Below are 20,418 nucleotides of genomic sequence, written 5' to 3' on the forward strand. Positions count from 1 at the left end.
AATCAACTCATTCTGGCTCAATCTAGCGAAATGTCAACAGCCCCTAATTAAGTCATAAATGTTTAATCGGGAAGACAACTATAATTAATATGGTACGTGCAGACTACTTTCTGTCTAGACTTTGATATCGGGTATTAGTGACAGCTATCAGGTTGACCATTAGGATCACAGATGCTGGTGTGATGCTCCATGCAAAAAGAATGTGTTTTAATAGTGCAGGGAGGCGTGGCTTCACTTTGGAATATAGTTGCTAGGCATTCACCTTGGTTTCGATAAATAAGAGAGGGATCGCAATTAGGCGTTTGTGATAAGGGGGTGCAAGTTAGGTTATCAAAATTGAAGCAGTAGAGATTATTCGCTTCAATATCATTATAGGGAGTACACGTACAATATTGATAAATTCCTTCATAACATCCATCCTCGTCAGGACCACAGAGAAAATAAAGCTCGCTGCTGTAGCTAGAATGAGCCAATATGAGTAATCCTGTAAAAAGAAAAATAAAGAGGTATAATTTTTTAATAAATAGCTTGCGAAAAGCAGATGAGTTAGTCAATTTCATTGTCATATATTCCATTATTTTAAGTTGGCTTTTTATTTTTAATAATTTATTCCATTATAATCAATAACTTCATCACAAATTATCAACAGGCTAAATGTACTACATAAGGTATTAATTTGGCAAGCATGGCCTGCGAGCTATAAAAGAAAAAATTTTATGATATTTTGCTAAGACTAAGTAATCAAGGACGATTAACTACATGGTAATTACAGACGAGATAAAATGCAGGGCGGGATCTCTATCTGAATAAAACCATCTTCTGTAGTTTTAGAAACTTGAAAACTATGCCTACTTAACTTTATAATTCCAGCGTTATAAAGCTATAAAAATCAAGTTATTGGATTAAGGATAACCATGCTATGAAATACACTGTTTCAGCCGAATTATACGATCAATCACTTCCTCAAATCGCGACTGCCCAATCAGTTGTTATGCACTTTTTAAGTCAATATCCACCCACAGGAGAAGAACATATTATTGATGCGTGTTGTGGTACAGGTAAATTGGTCGATGTTTTGAGTGAATACGTACCAAATGGTCATATTCTTGGCTTAGATTCCGCTGAAAATATGATCGAATTTGCATAGAAGCATAGAGTCAAAAAGAATGTTTCATTTCAAGTAAATGATCTTTGTGTTTTTAACAGCAGCTATAAAAAATCAGCCGATTTGATTGTCTGCTGGTGGTTCGTGCATGATTACAGTGACTCCCGGTGCTACAGCTACTTCCGGAGTGGGCAATGCGGCATGTACCACGGGAATTGCCCCAATTCCGGGGATAATCTCCGTGAGTGCGAGTAACGCAAGCCCAACCTCGGCGAATGTAGTGGTTCTGGGATATGGCTGTATTTATCAGGGAGGTTATCTTTATTCAGTGGATGATACCACTGTGAATACTGGCAGTATTGGTGGAACGGTAGTAGCAACAGCCGACAGTGCGACTACTAGTGGTCTTGTTTGGGATTCCAGTAGTGGCTGTGTTAGTAATAATTGTTACATCACTAATTCTTATAGTGACACTAATGGTACAAATTTAGCAAGTCCTGCTCCAGGTGGTAATACTTATCTGATTTATCAAATATTAACAATGCAGGATAGCGAGTTAGCCAGTACCTATGCGGCTGGATTATGCGCGACATCATCAATGGATGGATATAATAACTGGTACCTGCCGGCGATTTGTGAAATGGGGTATGGTGCAAGTTATGGCGGCGTTAATTGTGGCAGCCAAGCGTCTCCTGTAGCGCAAAATATGCAATCTAACTTAGTAGATAATGGTAATATTGGTGGTTTGACTGCAGGTGGCAATTCATCAACCCCAGGTAACTATTGGAGTTCTACCGAGTCCTCGCAATATCCCTCTTTCTCTGCATGGTTTGAGTATTTTGCTACAGGTGGCGGCAGCAGCTATCAGGGACATGGCAATAAGGATTTCTTGCTTGGCGTTCGTTGTGCTCGTGCGTTGTAAGATGATACATCCGGATACATTAGGGACCGTCCCCATTCTCTGTGAGGAGAGGATGGAAAAATGGGAATTTAAATTCCATATCATATGATATTATATCAAACATAATGGAGTTATTTTAGTGAGCTAATATGCTAAGATTCAAAACAGACGCAGAGCGGATGAAACATAGGCAGGCAAAACTTATTCCCTCGTCGATGTGGCGTGATGAGCAATTATTTTACGAAACTCTAGATGATACCGTGCTTTCGCTTATGAAAGCCAAGCCAATGGATTTAATTTCACACTTATATAAATCAGTCTCAAAGCTCAATGACCAATGGTTGAAAAAACAAGCCTGGTTAGGTATTGCATTAAGTTTTCCTGATGATTTAGCACTGCTGCAACAGGTTGCTACGGTACTTAATTTAAATAAAAACAATGTATTTTCATTATTAACTGTTTTAGGAAATGTAACTCTTTTGCATGAGTTTACACTAGGACATAATGACGATATTCAAGAGATGATCGCGGATAATGAATTTTTTCCATATAGAAAAGCCGCTGAAAATGGCCATATTAATGTATTAAAATTCTTGGAAAGCAAAGCCCCTGATGTCACTTTAAAAATGATTAGCGCGGTGAATTTTTCTGCTTATAAGAAGGCCGCTCAAAACGGCCATATCGAAGTTCTGAACTATTTAGAAGCAAAAGTACCTGATTTGGTCCTGAATATGATTAAGGCACAAGATTTTTGTGCTTACAGAGCGGGAGCCGTAAATGGTTATTGGGAACTATTAAAGCACTTGGAAGCTAAAGCCCCTGACTTAGTTAAGGAAATGGTAGAAGCGGTGAATTTTGATGCTTATCGTAAAACCATTGAAAATGGCTATCTTGAAGTAAGTAAATGGATGCTCTCAAGACACAGTAATTTATTGGCTTATGCTGAAATGCACATGCATGAATACGGTGATCTCAGCATTACCCCCTTCATTACACAACAACTTACGGCCCTCCATCGTGATGCACTGAATGTTCCTGCTCATAGTGTTTTTGATATTGCTGATCCTGAGCAGGCAAAAATTTGTTTTTATATGATAAGAAATCTAATTCGTCGTAATGATCGTACACTAGATGATGAGATACGTTTTTTATTGACCATACCTTCCGTAAAAGCATTAGCACACCGTGCCGTCACCGTAGGGCAATCCAATGAACTGGTGCGACTTGCTTTAACGATCGGTAATCAAGAAGCGGCATCCATTCTTTTAAATAGTTCCGAAATAAGGATACTCGCAGAGCAAAACAATTTTTATCGTGCCGAAGTGGGCGGGCAATTGGATTTAGCACAACTGGCTAGAGATCGCGAATCGTCCATGACCGCGTTGACCAAAGGAGAACGGCAACGTCTAGATGGCACAATTCGGCATTATGCTCCAATCCTGAAAAAAATCGGTGTTGATAAACTCATGCATGATTTGCGTGCGCAATTAAGACTACGCTATGAAGCGAAACCAGCATTCCTTCTCAATGATCACGATGAGAAAATGATACTCCCCATGGATTTTGTTGAATTACAAAAACTAGGGCTTAGTGAAAAGGAATATCAACAAGCTTTAACGGCTTATTACCAACACAAAGACCATACCGCATGGCGTTATATTGCAAAGCCTAATCCCTGGATGGATCCTGAGGCTCCTTACGTTTATTTCAATGAAACGACTTTCGAGCAATGGTCTACTTTTGCAGAGTATCAACCTCTAATCGTCATGTTCTGGTTAGCTGCTGGTGATAAATCAATACCAGCTGCCGATGGCCATACTCTGGAAACTCGACTTGATCACTTTATTGATGAATTGGCACTGATTGGTCGCGCGCATAATTGGGATAAAATCCGTGTTAATGCAAGAGGAAAAGAAGAAGAATATGATGATTTAACTGGCGATCGACCTTCTTGTTTTTCTGGTGTAAAGCGCAGGCTCTTTCAATCGGTTATCGGGCATCCTCTCATTAATATCTTAACAGAAGACATGATTTTAGAGGAAATAAGAAATTTTGCTTGTGGCCATTTTCAAGCGCAAATTAATAAAGAGAATCAACGATCATTTAAAGAAGCATTTGATGATTACATTATCAATACTCATGACTTGTGCAACGGCAGTAAGAGGCTTCTGGTATCACTGAATATTGATGATAAAAAAAAGCATGAATTTGAGCGCTATTTATCAAATAAGTATGGGGCTCAATATACAGATGATTTCACTTTTCATAATCTTGTTCGCAATAAATTGAGTTTATCTTCTGAAAAAACTGATTTTTTCAGCAATTGTCATGCTCTGACTCTTGATGGCATTACTGGGCTCTATCAAATGCTTAATAATCTTGAGGAAAAAAATCAAGGATTAGTTAAAGCGAGTCAAGTGGGATTTTTTAAGTCTCAGCAAGCTAATGGGATACCTATCTTTGTGGCTGCACGTGAGCGCAATGTACCGTCATAAATATTATTTAATCTAGAAGAAAAATAAGTTAACTATCTAAAAAACAAGCAATAAAAATAAAAAATAACTTGCCAATTCCAAATTAACCCATATTGTTCTAAAATTATAACAACTGCATCACTTATGTGAACGGTTAAGTTATGTCTTTAACTAACTCCCCCTCAATCCCGGGTAAAAGATCGAATGGTAACGAGTATGAGGTACTTTGGATGACCAAATATGTTAATGAAGTTGCAGATATATTTTCCAATCTAGATATTCAGCAAATTGAATTCTACGCAAAAAAAATGAGTATTGATGAAGTTAAAATACTTCACGTAGAAATTTTGCCTCAAATAATGAATTTAGACCGCAGAAGACAACTCAAGAGAATTTTAATTGAGCGGGAAAAACAATTCGATTTAAGCTCCGAAAAAGACGCCGTCATATCCAGTGTGATTCAACAAAGTCAAAGTATCAGTGATCAGCTTAAAGTGCTATTTGAAAATCTGACCGCGGACGTGGTTTTAGGATTAACTACTGAGGCCGCAAGAAATCTCTTTTTGAAAAGAGCAACCGATGATGAATTATTTGTCCTTGAACATAAATTACGTACGATGAGTTTTGATGAGACAGTAGAGGCATTATGGATTGGTTTAGATGCTGAAAAGAAAAGTCGGAAAAGTACATCAGAACAACCGATAGTTTCCCCAACAGCTGAGAAAGAAGCATATAAAGAGAATTGGAGAACAATTAATGGGAACCTTCAATGGGAATCAGGTGTATGGCAGAACATAAGTAAAAATATCAAACAAATTAATTTAGAGCTGACACCTCCAGTCCAATCTCCTGTAGAAGCAGCAAAACGCGAACCAGGTTTTTTATCTAAAGTAGGAGCGGTGCTTGCAAGGGGAGGAGTCGGTCTTATTAAAGGTATAGGATATACCCTAGGTATAATCCCATATGGCTTGTATCAATTAGGCAGTTACTTATTTGCTAGTAAAGCCCAGAAAACACCACAAAATACGACAGTTGTCCCTCCGCTTTCAAAAGAAGAAAAGGTTATTTTAGACCAGATGCGCCTTCGAGGGGCTCAGAATGTTACGATAAACACGGGGCTAACCAAAGATGGTGGCATGAAAGAACGCGATCAAGAAGGTATTGAAACAACGCTCCATACCCGTTTTGGAATGGTCTTGGCATCACAGATGGTTTCAGGAACAAAAAATAAATATCATCGCGATTTGCGTACCGTTATTGAATCCTTAACACAAAAAGATGATGACAATGCAACAATTGAAAAAGTATACGCTGCAATTAAAGGTGTACTTGATGATGTCGATGGGAACCCTTTAAAGGGAGAACATGCTTGTTCTACAGGAGGGTTTCCTGATCTGGTGACGGCGATGGAATCCGAGGTGATTGGTAAATTAGTACAGAGCCCAGAAGCATTTCAGCAGTATGGATTGAATGTATCAACGGCAGAAAAGGCTCAGCTCGAGCTTTATTATCGAAATTTGAACCGTACTCGAGATTTAGGTCATATATTGAAGGAATTAGGTGACGATTGGGGAGGGTACGTTGCCAATGATGAAAAAAAAGGAGAAGAAAAGGGCGGTTACAAAAAGGTAGAACATGAATTTGATAAAAAACAAAAAGCTTTTGAGGTTAAACTTGATTTAGCCAGTAGGGCCTTACAAGAAGCAATTAATGGCTTAAAAGATGGGGAGTCATTGTATCTTGAGACTGGTCTAGAAGGCCATTCGATGCAGCTGGTGATAAAAAAAGAAGGCAGCAATGTAAAATTATCGACTTATGATTCTTCTGGCGCTTTAGAAAATACTGCACTTAGAAGAGGGGGGATTCGGGCTCTAAGAGATACTAATAAAAATATATTCAGAATTATTGGCGATTTCTTTCGCTCGTTGGTCGGACTCTTTCGATTAGTACGCATGGGTAATGAGTCAATGGGAAAGAATGCATTAACTTTTTCTATTCCCCAAGAACGTTTACAAGATGCCACCGGATTAGACTATTTAAGTAAATTGGTTCGTTCCAATTCTATGGCTGGTTGGGCACAAACGCATATTGATTTACAATTGAAGCATTCTACGATGGAAGAACGTAGCCACATGGGCTATTTCGAGAGGTTGCGTGCTTTAGATGCTCAGAGTGAGGTGTATGCCAATTATCTAAAAAACTTTAGTTCCATTTCTGCCGAGGATGCGCCACCAGAATTTCAAGAGTTATTACAACGACCACAAAATACACAAAACTGTTTTGCCAAAAAAGCACAATCCTGCGAATTATATGAGCTTGGTAAGTCAACGTATAAAAAAGTTAGATTGGCTATGTTGGTGGAGCAAAAAGAAGGTATATTGAATGATGTTTGTGGTAAAAAAGGCGCGCAACAAAGCGAACACGCACCGCGATTTGTGAGCGCGGAATATAAAGAAATGCTCAGGAGTCTTGAGCCTGAATATCTTTCTCCAGCGGAGCTTTATGAAGTATCTATGCGCTTATGCGAATTAAAAAAACCGCCAACTAATGAATATTATCAGGCCTATTTTAATGCGTTGCTTGCCGTAAAAGAGCAACTGGTTCGCGAGCAGAAGTCCGAAAATCAGCCTGCTATAGATCGGATCAATGCGAAAATTTTTACTCATGCTCAAGATTTATATTTATATTTACAAAAATCCAGGCCGGAAGACATTGATAAGTATTTTATCTCCTCGGTTATTAACCAAGATCCTGCTATTTGGACCTCAGGGGTAATGCCTTTAAAGACCGATGAGCAGGGGAAGGTTGCGCCAAAAGCATTGGAAAAATTAAGCGAGCATGCCAATGCGCTTGCTTGGAAAGCGAGCATACAATTAATAAATCATCAGATCAAAAAATTAAGTGTTAAGGAACGACATATACACTCCGAGCGTGAGCGCTTATCCCATGCAAGTAGCTGGAATGCAAGACATGTAACAATAAAGGAATTGAAAGATGCAAATGTTGTTACTTTTACTTCTGGCGGTGCGCGAAAAGAATATATTAAAATCGAATTAATGGTCGGTGGCATACGAAAAGAAATTGATAAAGCTACCTTTTTTAACCTGGTAGTAAAAAATAGAGAGTCACTTACAAATTCTAAAGTTGTTGGGCTTTTAGATTTCTTACGCAATGCGTCGCCTGCTCTCGAACAACGATATACTAAAATCGTTTCTGCTGCCCAACGTCAAGCGTTTGTCGATAAACTTGCCGTGACTGTTGAGCAAGCCACTACATCGCTAAAATCGACTATTGTCAGGCTTTCTGAAAATCAAGAAAAATTGACGCAAATGATTGGCCAATTGCACATAATTATTAATTCAATTACTCAAGAAATTGACGAGGAACAGCGAACCATTGGTAAGGGAAAAAATTCGGTAAAATTAAAAAATATGGAGGCGCGTTTAGGGTTACTGAGAAAAGAGGGCAAAGAACTCGAGAATTTGCGTGATTCTGTTACCCGAAAAATTGAAAATCTTAAGGGGGATTATACCGTTGCGGGCGCGGCAGAAAATAGAATTGCCAAAGCAAAAGATACCCTTGAGCGATTAAAAGCGAGAACTTCTAATTTGCAAACGATCAACCAAATAAGTCATGCATTTACCGCTGCGGCTCAAGAGATTGAAATGGTTCATCAACACTTGCAAACAGCCATGAAAACCTTTGAAGTGGATGAGGTTGAGCATGAGGCTAATGAGCGTGTTACGGAAATTAATCGATTCCGAGCACGCATTATTAGCCATCATCTGGAGACCAATGCAGCGTATCGCATATTAGATGACTTGTCCGCTGGAAGAATCGGCACAGAAAAGCACAGAAATAGAGATCTGTACACTCAATCTCCTTTAGAGCGCGCTGAATTTTTCAAACAAGGAAAAAGTTCGTTCTTACCTGGATCAGTATTCCAAGAAATCCAAAGTTTAAACCAAAAGCTTAAAACAAAAGTCATTGAGATTGTAGAACGAAAAGTTATATTAAGTACAAATACTTATGATGCAAGTACTCTTGATTTGCTTCATAGTGGAAATGATGAATATATAAAAATTGATACGCATGCAGAAAGAATCAGTAAACAAGCCATAGCGGGGGAAATTAAAAAAGAATGGGTTCGTAAGCTGTTTGCCCTCTGGTTAAAACATGAAAACCCAGAGAAATTACATCATATTCAGGCAAGTGCCTCCGAGCTTACCGCTGCGATTAACCATGCTTTCCATCACTTTTTGACACAAAAAGCCAACATTAAATACGCAGCGCTCCAACAAGCAGGATATCCCATTGATCTCACTACGAGTCAAACCCTGGAATTTGGCTGGAAGCCAATCGATATAGACGCTATTCGTGAAAAGCATAAAGAGGCGGTAGCGGTTGTTGCAACAAAATTTAAAGCAGCCAAGCGTAAAGAAGCGAATGTTCTTATTGCGAAACCAAAAGTGGATACTCTTGCTGCTGTTCCAAGTCAGCTCAAAAGTAAAGATTTAGAAAGACAACATGAAGCAGCAACTTTCGCACGTTTTGTACCCCCCAATATGGAGTTTTTAAGTCTTTATCAAAGAACCGTGATCGATGGCAGCACGTTAAAATTTTTACGAGAAAATCCAATGCCTACGTTGAAAGGAGACGGAGGAAAAGAAGAATGTGCGCACTATTTTAGAGCGGTTTCAGTTTATTTAAATAAATTAAAAACCTTTAATGGCTTAGAAAATAGAAGTGAACGTATTAGCGAATTTTGTCATTCTGCCGCCTCCACGATCTTTAATTTATCCTATCCTTCAGCCCCCGAGTTGATAACCGAGATAGCCACTAGCATGTTGGAGCGCTATGCAGCAGATGACGAAGATGAGTCCCTTAATGAGGCGTTCACAAAGTTAGAGAATATGCAAAGAACGCAACTGCTAACGAATTTAATAAAGTTGAATTTGTCACAAATTGATGTGGCAATAGATGCAAAGGTAAATCCAAAATTCTTCTCTATTATCAAACAATGGGAAAAATTGATAATTCCGCGTGATGAGGCGATTTCAGCAAAAATTTCGTTATTAACTCCTGATGGAACTAAACCTGTTGATAGTACTTTATTAACCAAAGTTGAACGTGCTCTTCATGATTCTCCAGTTAGTTTAGAAGGTTTGTATGAAGGGCAAAAAGGATTACAACGCGCATTAACCGCCTATGGTAAAGAAAAGGCTGTCGATGCCAAATTGCGTAAATTAGCGGAGCGTTTAGGTATGCGTAATGGTGATGCTTTATTGGCACACCAATTTATTACCTATTATGCAAATAAACAGTTTCTTCTTTCAAGGGATGGAATAAATAGTACACAAGGCCGGGAGTTTTTTGATAGAGCCTTGTTGGATGCGTTTAGAAATGCCACCACAGAAAAAGAAAAACGTGAGCTTTTAAATTTTTTAAAGACCCTGACGTTTAATCAAAGAAAGAATCCATGTGCACTTAAAGTCTCTCATGAAGTATTTATCGAGGACGTTTTACTCAAGTGTGCCAATATTGATCCCAGAGCATTTAAAGCAATTACCACTACAGATAGTCCATCAACAACAGAAGCAGACAACTTTGTTGATTCCTTAACCAAGGATAACCCTTTAACTCCAAAGAAACTCGATGCTACGGACAGGTTATTTGGATTTGCTAAGGACGTGAATCTATGTGCACTCAAAATTGAGAATGAGCAAAACAAAAAAATCGTCGATCAGGTTAAAATAGATGCGCTCTATGCTCAATTTATCTGTGCTAATTTAGCCTATCAATTAATTTTTGATCAGGCAGCTGAAGACACTCTTGCTAATCTTAACAAGAATTTTGAGTTTACGAGAGAAATGGCTTTAGTACAGGAAAATATCAATAAACTTCAAGAAAAATTAATGCAATTCTCAAGTAATTTGCATGAAAATAATCGTGCAAAACAATTTAATGACATTTTTAGTAAGTATGTAGATGATAAAAAATTTGATGGGGCCAAAGTAACTATTACCGCGATACCAACTGCTACTAAAGATCTGCCGGGCTTCATCTCTTTGGGAGACAATAAACGCTTGGACGTGTTACATGGTGTTATTTATCTTGGTAATAATAAATTAGGTGTGATACCCGCTTATATTCAAGCAAATATAGCATTACACGAATTAGGGATTGAAAAGCTTCCCTTTAAGCCTCAAGACGGAGGATATATTTATGTAGAGGGAAACGACAATAAAATAAAAGCATCTATAACGCCACAAAAAGATGGAAGTCTTGTTATTCAACGCGAATTAAAAACCTTAGATGGCCGTTCTAAAATGCTTCAATATATCCAACCTGATAATATGGATTCACTACCCATTGCATTAAAAAGAAGACTTAACGCAGAACATTATTTTATGGATTCCGCAGGCGCAATACATGGTTACACTACTGACTTCAGACCTATATTAAAATTGGCAAAAGGTCAGGGCAGTGACATCTGGAGCGGTAGCTTATTAGATTATCGTGGTCAGGAAATTTTTATAAACTTGGATGCGAATGAGGAATTCATTGCCCACGATTTATCTAAGATTTTCCCGATTGATGAACTGATCCGTGTTGATAAAAACACGGTATATGTGCCATCCATTGCTAAATTTGTGATTTACAATGGGCAAGATTATTTTCTTTCAGATAGTCATCGTTTTGTTGACACGACATCAAGAAGGCATCTTAGTGTAACGAAAGAGGGGAGCGCATATACTGTCAAAGAATTATCTTTTTCTGAGGAGCAGGAAGTAAATGCTCTGAAAGAGCAAATACAGCAATTAAACACAGAGCTGTCGCAAATAGCTGGTTCAGGTTTGCTCAACAGCCAAGCCAAGGCGCGAATTGTTAAGAAGATTAAGGAGTGTAGGTCTAAAATACAAGAAATTACAACTCCAGAATACTTCGTTTTTGTTGCGAAATCACCACAAATTATAGCCCTTGAAGAGGCACAGATAAATTTAACAAAGGTTATGCACGCCACCTATAAGGAATTTCAGGATGGTGGGAAAAATCGAGCTACACTAGCGATTAATTATGACCTGGCGAAACAAGCTTATTTAAATGGGAAAAAAGCGCTTACTCAAGCTTATGCTGAAGCAGATTATTTGCGCGCCTATTATGACACAGTGGATGGATTAAAAGCTAAAAACTTGCAAAGCATTCTTTATCTGGGCTCAATAGACGGTAAAACTGCACTTTTGACCCAATTATTGGGCGCCAATGTTCCTAAACTCCCTTTGAAGTCTAGTGAATTAGACGAATTAAGAAACCTCAAGGAACAATTTACAAAATTGAAAAAAGCAGGGCGATTCACAATGGAAGAGCGATCTGCCTTAATTATGCTGATTGGCGTGGAACTTCAACATCATCTATTAGAACGAGGAGCTTGTGCTACAGGAAAATTAGATACATGGGATAGAGATGCTTATAATAAGCTATTAACCGTATTTCGTGATGAAGTGAACGAATTAAGAAACGCAGCACAAGGATTTCCATTAGCGCAGTTTTCTGAGCTGTGGCGAGTAATAAACTCTGAATTTAAAGAGGATACTTTACAACAATTTTTTACTAAACCGATAACCACGGTGCCAACAGGCGATAAAAAACCTCTAAGCCTCAATACAAAAACGACTGATATGCCTATTGAGTCAATAGGTGCGCGCGCGTTAGTTCAATTTGACTTATATGCAGATCCTCATACACTCGTTGAAGCTGCTCAGCGTGATCTTGCAAATCGTTTACATCGCGATTTAGGTGCGTTTAAAGAATCTGTACAAGCGCAGGAAGATGGATATTATTACGAAAACTATGGGGTATTTAATGCACAAACTCTGGGTAAGTTATTTAATGTAACCTCAGAGCATGCGGGAATTGGCGCGTTAAGCAAAAAAAATGTTGCCGAATTATTTAATTTAATGGTGAGCGAAGGATGGATTCGTGCTGTTGGGGCAGAAGCGACAGACAAATACCAGATAGCACGTCATCCCAGTGCATTTTATTCTGCTCCGAAAATTGCAAGTTACCTTGCTGAAAAAGGTTTTGCTCGAAGTGAGATACATGCCATTTCTGATAGACTGGAAACATTTTTATACCAAACCGCGGTTAGTGGTGGAACCTATTCGATAAAAGAGGGCGCTAGAACTGAATTAATTCAAAAAATCACCGAAGCACAAAATCAATGCAATATAGAGTATTTGCTGGCTCAAGATAAGATTGAATCTATTTTAGCTGATTCGTCTCCACGAATTACTTTTGCAGAGCTTAATGCGGCTTATCTCCTCAATGATTACAGTAGAATTCTTGCTCAATTTCCCCCTGAAACAGATCTTAAGCAAGTTGAGATTGCTGTGAACAACGGGATGACTCGATTGTTATACTATAAGACCGAGTTGGATCACTTCAATGATGTGCAAAATACATTCAAAATGGGAGACACTGCAAAAGCAGTTTCCATGTTGCATATTAAAAGAAATTACCAACTCGACCGATTACTCGATTCTGAAATTGCGTTAGATATAAGCGCAACCGTTCCCATCGTAGTTGAGCAAGAACGAAAAATGCAACGCGCATTTCTACTTTTTGAATCTGAATTTTGTCATCGCTGTACTACGCGCCAGGTGAATATCTTCCGCGGACTACTTCTTGATGATGAAAGCAATCCTGATAAAATTGACTCAGCGCAAGCCAGGATGGGATTTGGTAAGACCACACTATTACCGTTGGTTGCTCTGTATAAGACTGGAGAAAAGCTGGTTCGTTTTATCGTGCCAAAATCTGCGCTTGAAACAAATGCTGCCGACATGTCTTCAACCTTAAGTAATTTATTGGGTGGACGTGCTGTAAAAGATGATTTCCAACGTTATCGAGTAGCGGTTGATCCTCAACCGGAGATGGGTGTGGATAGTCCGCGATTAAAATCCCTCCAAAATATTAAGGAAGATTTGCGAAAAAGACGCTCATTATATGAGAAGGTCAGAGCGGAACGAGAAGTGCTTGTGCAAGCCCCAAGTGTGCGTAATTCCATGGAGTGCCAAGCTAAGATTTTTTTAGATATGTTACTTAAACTTAACCCTAAAGAAACCTTACAACGAAAAGAGCTCATGGCGTGTATTTCATTACTTAATGAAATTCGTTCCTTAACAACCGTTTCAATCTTTGATGAATTAGATGTTACCCAAGATAGTGCAACAACGGATGTAAACTATACTGTAGGTGAAAAAATTGCGCTTAATCCAGCAGAAATTTATCCATTAGAGGTTATTGCCCAAACAGTACGCAGGGCAGATAATAGAACGCCCGCTAAGTTAGCTGAGGTATTACTTCTAAAACTTAATATTAACGATGATGACGCTCATAGTATTTTGCATTACGTTACCTCTTTGCAAGCAGAGCAACCCCTTGCAGTAAATGCTGCTAATAGTACGCAAGTTTATTTAATACGCGCCATTCTCACTGATCCCGTCATGTTCAGTATATTTACTGAAAAAGAACCGGGTACTGACTTTGGAGTTTGGTTTCAAAATGCTAATGATGGCTCGAAGTTGTATGATTACGATGCGCTTAGGACTGGAAAAGAAACGGCCTCCACAAAACCATTATTAATTACTATTCCCTATTCAGCGGCAAATACACCAAAACCACAAGGGGCAAGGTTCGACAATCCTGAGGTGACTGCAATCACAACTTTTTTGTATTATCTTGATCCGCGAACCGAAATACATGAATTACCTCATTTGGAGTTTTTGATTGACTCTTTTCGAAGTGGCGTTGGTGAGAAGCCCTTTTTAGATCCTACAGGTCAATATATTGAACCTGAGTTTGTCGTTATTTTTAATGAGCTTAAAAAGTTGGCGGAAATAGAAGATCCAATTTTTAGAAACGCAGAACGAGAAAAGTACTTTGCCGTGCTTGATAAGGGGGCGGCCTTGAGAAGAATGTTAGCACGCACCATTATTCAAGAGCAGATAAAATTTGATTCTGGAAAAGCAAACAGTAATCGCTATGAGCAAGGAACAACTCAGGATTCGGTCATTGGATTTTCAGGCACTGCGGGTGATACCTCATCACATTTTAAAGAAAACATGCTTGACCCCGCCGCTGATGGAAATATGATTTTAGGCATTATGGGAAGAGATAATTGTCAAACAACCACATCGCTTGATACGGCAGGTTTTACTAAAGCACCTGAAGGTTATACAACGGCTTTGATTAAAGAATTAACGGCCTCGTCGTTTTTAACCAACTCAAGAACCCTTATTGATGTAGGTGGATTATGTAAGATCTCTAATCGCGCAGTGGCAAGAGAAATTGCACTGCAATTAAAAGATCATAAGGAACCACTACTCAATGGGTTAAAAGGGGTTATTTTTTACGATGATGTGACCAATATGAAAAAGGTTCTTGCTGTAAATCTGCAAGGTAAAGAAACGATAATTGATTTAACTCCTGAAATGGTGAGTGATTCGGATCAGAATGGAAGTTATTTTACATACTATGATCAAAGTCATTCACGCGGTGCCGACATTAAGCAGATGAATGGGGCTCATGCTGTTTTAACTTTGAATTTCACCGTAACTAATAATGATTATAAACAAGCGATTATGAGGATGAGAAAAATTGTCGATAAGAGCGCGGGTCAATCATTTTCCGTAGCAGTACCTGACACGTTGAAAGAGCAAATCATCGTTGACTTGAATCTTGGTAAGGGGCAAAAACTTACGGGAAATGATATTGCCTTTTGGTTAAGGCAGAAAGAACTTAACCGTGATTTAAACAATGTTTCAGTATTAATGATGGAGCTTGATTCGGTAGTCAAAAATGCCATTTTGCAGCAACAGGCAGAGATAACCCAGTTAATGGATTTTGACAACTTGACTCCAGAGCAAATTAACTTATTTAGTCATTGTCTTAGCGAATTAAATGAAATCTCACCTTTTATTTCGGATAGTTCAGCTGATTTGAAGGGCAAATATGGGGGTATGTATGGTGAAACTACGAAAGAAGATTTTGTTAAAAAATTAAGAACATCATTCGATGAGCGAATGATTGCTATTTATAGTGCAGTCAATAAAACAAGAAACGACTTGACGTTAAAACTTATCCCCCCTGAAGTAAAAGATACCTACTCAGCAATGAAAGAGCGGATTATAAAAAGACGTGAAGCTCAATTAAGTGAAACATTTATGATTCCATCTGCAAGTGGTAATGCTTTGGCTGAAGGTCAAGTTGAAACGGAAAGTCAATCTCAGAGTCAATCACAAAGTCAAAGCCAAGGTCAAACCCAAACGCATTCGTTTTCTGAGGTTAAGCATGAAGAGGTTATTGTTGAGGCGAAACTTACAAAACATAGCCTGGACTTTGCTCCTGTTTCTATTGATTATTTATCTAATGCGGATGAAATAAATGCATTACCGTTGGCGAGCAAGATAGTCCATATGCAGAACTTGCTTACTGAAGAGGATCCTATTCGTTGCAGTTCAACTTATAAACAGGATGAAGATAGTGAAGCACCCATACCTCCCGTTCGTTATTTTGTGGCACGTAAAGAAGGCAATCCAAGAGTCATTTTAATTAACCAAGATGAGGCAAATCGATTTAAAGAATCACCCGCTGCGGGCTGGAGCTTATATGATATAAGATTTACCCAATTAAATACTGTCTCAAAATTAAAAGTCATCGCGCCTATAACTGGAATCGAAATGCTCTCCTTAAACGATCCATTGTTGAAAAAATTGAATTTTGCAGCATTTAGATATCAAGTTAAAGGCGATACTGTTGCCGAGTTAGCCCAATCTTTGGATGGAATGTACGCGTCCGAACAACTTAAGCCCTCTTTGGATATAACGTACACAGAGGCTGAAAATTTAACCGCTAGGGATGCTGTATTTAACTTCTCTAAATGGGGTTTTTCTGGAAAAGACCAACAAGATATTCAATTAAAAATTAAACAAAAACCAAGGTTAATCAAAAACCAGAATAATGAAGTACATGAACTAATTATCGATAAGTATGGTAAGACACATGACAATAGAGGCACAACTATTTCGATAGGTACAGATGATACTCTGGCTGATATGTTTATTTCTGAAAAATTAAACAAACGTATTCTCGCCGAGGATAAGCCCAAAATTAAGAAAATTGCAGCACAAATTACCCTGGATGATGAGGCTGCTATGAAAGAACGCATAGCGTTTAAAAAAGAACAAAAAGAACTTAGTATAAGCATGAAAAAAACTTTTGAAGACTATGGCAAACGAATAGAAGCATTAGAGGCTCAGAAAGCGAGTGTTATTGAAATTGGCAAGAACAAGTTAATCGATCGCTTCCCTGGGGCGATTCAATTTTTTCTAGAAAAGAGAGTAGTTACTCATAACAACCATGAGTATGTCTTAGACTATTGGCGCGACAAACTTGGGAAAAATCCTGAGTATGGTATTCGTGTTCATGGCCAATGGTGTGGTGATATGGACTCGGCTATTGTACTTTGTGTGCAAAAACTTTATGAGACGAATCAAGCTAAGGCATTATCTTTGGTAGAATTGGATGAAAAATTAACTGCAGAAATTGCTAAAATTTTTACTCTTCTTGAAAAAAGATATTTATTGAGTGTGGGTGATATTAAAAAAATTAATATACTACCCATGGATGCTCTTTATGCTGCTACTCAAGAGCCATCCCATATTAAAGTCGGGGGAGGGAGAAATAAGAGCAGACAACAAAAACTCAATAACCATGTTAAATTCTGGGGAAAAGATTTCGAGGAATCTTTTACTCATTTATTTTATGACATTCATTATGAAATGATAGATGGGACTCAGAAAGAGGAAACGAAAAGAAATAAATCATGGAATACGCTTACAGCCGCTATTAAAAAAGAAATTATTGATGCCAGGAGTCTAACTCCCAAACTTTCTCAAGAAGTACTTCAGGATAAAATATTAGCCAAATTCCGTAAATTAGGGGAGGAGCGCGGCGTAATTGATCTTGATTATTTTGTAGAACGAGCAAAGACGAGATTGTGTTATTCTGTAACTGCCGGACCTAACCAACAAAAGAATATTACTGCATGGAAGGAGGACATCACCAATGAAATTATAGGCGGTTTTATTGCTGTTGCTGAAAACCCCAGCGAGGAACAAACAGAGTTTTATAAGAACCTTCTTCAATTGGCACAAACCAAAGTAGTTAAAAATGAATACACTGTCCCAGCAAGGCTTTTGGATTTTAAAACCCATCCCATTTCTAAGCAAGAGATAAATACTGCAATTAAACAAGCATTAGCGAACCAAAATGTCCAAACTACGGAAGCAGAAATAGCGATTATGGTCAACGAGACTGCGGAGCGACTGTCAGGACAAAAAGCCCTGGTGGAGCTTTTGGAACACTATAGACCACCCCAAAAAGATGAGGTTCGCGATATTCAATTCGCACCTTTAGATGGGCAAGAGCGAAGAATGTTTCAAACAAGCTACGAGTTGTTAGTTGAAATGGATAGAGATGTTATTAGTATTCAAGAAAAAATTGATGAGCTGAAGGCACAGAGAAAAAGAGAAATTGCTGTACTCAGGGAAAAATATGGCATTGTTAAAGAAAAACTAGCCGAAAATGCTGCAAAAGTTAAGGAAATAAAAGGAGAATTGCACGCGATTAGAAAATTAATTGATGGCATTAAACGCTTCTTTGGCACTTTCCGTGAACACCAGGTTATTGTCGAGGAAGTGCTGGCGGAAGATTTTTTTGATGCGCATTTTAATCTACCCAAAATAATTGAAAATAAGATTGCCGCTTCTGTCACAATGACATTTAAGCCGCCAGCATTCTACGATGTGCTACTTGACATGGAACAACAACGTCAACAATTGCACGGTCTTGACGAAGCAACTGAAGTTCGTGCCAAGATCGCTCTTGATGGGGCAGGTATAATCGTGAGGATGGAAGCAGAAGAAGTACAACCCAGAGACTATGTAGGAAAAAGGCTAATTAGCGAGCACACTCTGGAAGATCAACACGATTCAAAAGTAGAACTTGTAGTAGATGAGGGGCAATCAGGGCTTGCGTTCCCCGCTGAAGATGGATTTGAGCACGAAGTAGATAAATCTACGGTAATGGATGTGCCAGTTTCCCCTTTAGAAAAAGCAATTGGCGTGCACGAAAATACTGGTACTACGAGACACTTAAAAAAGCAATTGAAGACTATTGCAGAGCCAAAAGATGATGAGCATCCGCAACATGATCAGTCAATAACTATATAATAGAGTCCTAAAATCTACAGAGAATTCTAACGCAGTAGCTTTGGGTTCATTAACCTTATCTACGACACCAAGTTCAGAGAAAAAACAGGGAGATCTGCCTGCGGTGTCGGATTGTAAAAGCGATGCTAACCCAAATAGATCAGGATAAAAACTATTAGGTATTTCCAAGTGTTCGATTTTGTTTTTCACCTTGGTCAGCATTAATCTTATCTACGATACTAAGTTCAGAGAAAAAACGGGAAGATCTGCCCGCGGTGTCAGATAAGCTTTTCTCATCTACTTCACTTATGCAGCGTTCCTCAGAACTAAGTTTTGCTTTTATCTCTTCTAAATAATCTGACCACTTAAATTGTCGCGGGCTTTTTGCGTAGGTCTTTACTTGAAAATGCGTTCCATGTAAAGCCTTATTCATTCGAGACATATCGTTCTTATTGTCATCAAAAACATAAGCAAGAATCTGTCCTTCTATAGGTTTCATTTCATTTTTTATTGCTTTAACATCTTTATATTTGTCACCTGAATCCTTAATTATTATTCTGGCAATATCTTCATTGGTAAATCCATGGTAGCTTAATAGAGCCACTACATATTCTTTATAATTTTTAGTAATAATATTGATTGCTACATGCTCTGATTTTAATAATTCTGTAAGAAATGTAAGTGCTTGCAAACTCAGCAGGATATCACTATCCTTTTTTTTATAATCAAACCCAGTGGTGTATTTACCAAATTTGTCCACAAATAAAGCCTGTATTTCTTTTGTGGGTTTTAATATTAATTGGCCTTGTTGAATATAAAAAAGACTGTTGTAAAAATCTGAATTTACAGTTTTTAAACCTTCTCTGCAGGTCAAGGTTCCATCAAAATCGGTAAATATTGCTATCTTAGGCATGATTGGCTATTCACTTAAATAGTTTAAATAAATTTTAGCAAAACATAGATAAAAGGAGCAAGTCGCTTTTATCTACTTGAGTTCAGGATAAGAAAAATAAAGGTAAAATCGTTTTTCATTAATTTATACTTTGAACTGAGGAACGCGATTTACCCCCTTTATACTGTTTTAGTCTATTGTTATCTTATCTGCGCAAAATAATGTCTGACTATGCGCTGCGGCCTGGACAATATTTTCATCTTGAATCTCATTTAAAGTAGCTAAATCTTTTGCCATTTGATCAAAATAATTAAAATCCTTCCAATGAGTTCTATTTCCAATTACATAAAGTTTTCTTTTAGCTCTACTAATGGCTACGTTCAATAAATTGGGTCTCTCTGATGCCCATTTTTTTGCTCCTGAACTTTGGGGATTTCCTCCTAAGACTAAAATTACAATATCTGACTCTTTACCTTGAGTTGTGTGAATAGTGCCAATTTTTAATTCTGGATATAGGGATTTAAATTTCTTTAATTCACTTAGAGCGCGTTCAGCTAGGGCGTCTCTAAGAGAGTAGAATTTTATGGATGTACAGGGCTGTCTGAGAAAGCCAAAGATACATCAGCGGTTGTTTGCCTATTTTTGTTAGCACCAGTAGCAAATAGTCCTATTCCCGACATGACAGTTGCAATACCAACACCAGCTACTACTAGGGTGTGTTGACATTTTGTCGTTAACATATTGAAAAATATGAGCAAACTCGTAGACTTCAG

At 38.2% G+C, this 20,418-nt stretch carries 8 protein-coding genes; 4 read left to right on the plus strand and 4 right to left on the minus strand.

From position 1 onward, the window contains the following. Positions 1–134 precede the first annotated feature (134 nt). Complete coding sequence (locus LDG_RS08745) at positions 135–560, minus strand: hypothetical protein (protein ID WP_233491441.1); 426 nt, start codon at positions 558–560, stop codon at positions 135–137. 359 nt (positions 561–919) lie between these two features. On the opposite strand from LDG_RS08745, the gene LDG_RS08750 reads away from it, so the two are divergent. The 4 genes from LDG_RS08750 (at position 920) to LDG_RS08765 (ending at position 18,774) form a co-directional block, all read left to right on the plus strand. Then, positions 920–1,147 (plus strand): methyltransferase domain-containing protein, encoded by a 228-nt coding sequence (locus tag LDG_RS08750; RefSeq protein ID WP_006870929.1) that lies wholly within the window; start codon positions 920–922, stop codon positions 1,145–1,147. 106 nt (positions 1,148–1,253) lie between these two features. Beyond that, positions 1,254–2,027 carry a hypothetical protein gene (locus LDG_RS08755; RefSeq protein WP_006870930.1) on the plus strand — a complete coding sequence of 258 codons (774 nt, stop codon included), beginning with the start codon at positions 1,254–1,256 and terminating at the stop codon, positions 2,025–2,027. A 128-nt stretch (positions 2,028–2,155) separates the two neighbouring features. Next, entirely contained in the window at positions 2,156–4,501 is a 2,346-nt protein-coding gene (locus LDG_RS08760; RefSeq protein WP_199484666.1) for a hypothetical protein, read from the plus strand. A 140-nt stretch (positions 4,502–4,641) separates the two neighbouring features. Beyond that, positions 4,642–18,774, plus strand: a complete 14,133-nt coding sequence (locus LDG_RS08765) for a DUF3638 domain-containing protein (RefSeq protein WP_233491442.1) — start codon at positions 4,642–4,644, stop codon at positions 18,772–18,774. 154 nt (positions 18,775–18,928) lie between these two features. Here the strand turns inward: LDG_RS08765 and LDG_RS08775 are convergent, their stop codons facing one another. The 3 genes from LDG_RS08775 to LDG_RS20225 all read right to left on the minus strand — a co-directional run. Then, positions 18,929–19,666, minus strand: a complete 738-nt coding sequence (locus tag LDG_RS08775; RefSeq protein ID WP_006870934.1) for a hypothetical protein — start codon at positions 19,664–19,666, stop codon at positions 18,929–18,931. Between the two features lie 168 nt (positions 19,667–19,834). Beyond that, positions 19,835–20,263 carry an AAA domain-containing protein gene (locus tag LDG_RS20525; RefSeq protein WP_083821405.1) on the minus strand — a complete coding sequence of 143 codons (429 nt, stop codon included), beginning with the start codon at positions 20,261–20,263 and terminating at the stop codon, positions 19,835–19,837. Further along, a partial coding sequence (locus LDG_RS20225) for a hypothetical protein (protein ID WP_233491443.1) occupies positions 20,227–20,418 on the minus strand: 192 nt, incomplete at its 5' end. The genes LDG_RS20225 and LDG_RS20525, both read right to left, overlap by 37 nt.

The organism is Legionella drancourtii LLAP12 (assembly GCF_000162755.2).
Classification (GTDB): domain Bacteria; phylum Pseudomonadota; class Gammaproteobacteria; order Legionellales; family Legionellaceae; genus Legionella; species Legionella drancourtii.

Bases quoted from the DNA above. Each gene is read 5' to 3' on its own strand.
- LDG_RS08745 (WP_233491441.1), bottom strand. From the start codon at position 560: ATGAAATTGACTAACTCATCTGCTTTTCGCAAGCTATTTATTAAAAAA.
- LDG_RS08750 (WP_006870929.1), top strand. From the start codon at position 920: ATGAAATACACTGTTTCAGCCGAATTATACGATCAATCACTTCCTCAA.
- LDG_RS08755 (WP_006870930.1), top strand. From the start codon at position 1,254: ATGATTACAGTGACTCCCGGTGCTACAGCTACTTCCGGAGTGGGCAAT.
- LDG_RS08760 (WP_199484666.1), top strand. From the start codon at position 2,156: ATGCTAAGATTCAAAACAGACGCAGAGCGGATGAAACATAGGCAGGCA.
- LDG_RS08765 (WP_233491442.1), top strand. From the start codon at position 4,642: ATGTCTTTAACTAACTCCCCCTCAATCCCGGGTAAAAGATCGAATGGT.
- LDG_RS08775 (WP_006870934.1), bottom strand. From the start codon at position 19,666: ATGCCTAAGATAGCAATATTTACCGATTTTGATGGAACCTTGACCTGC.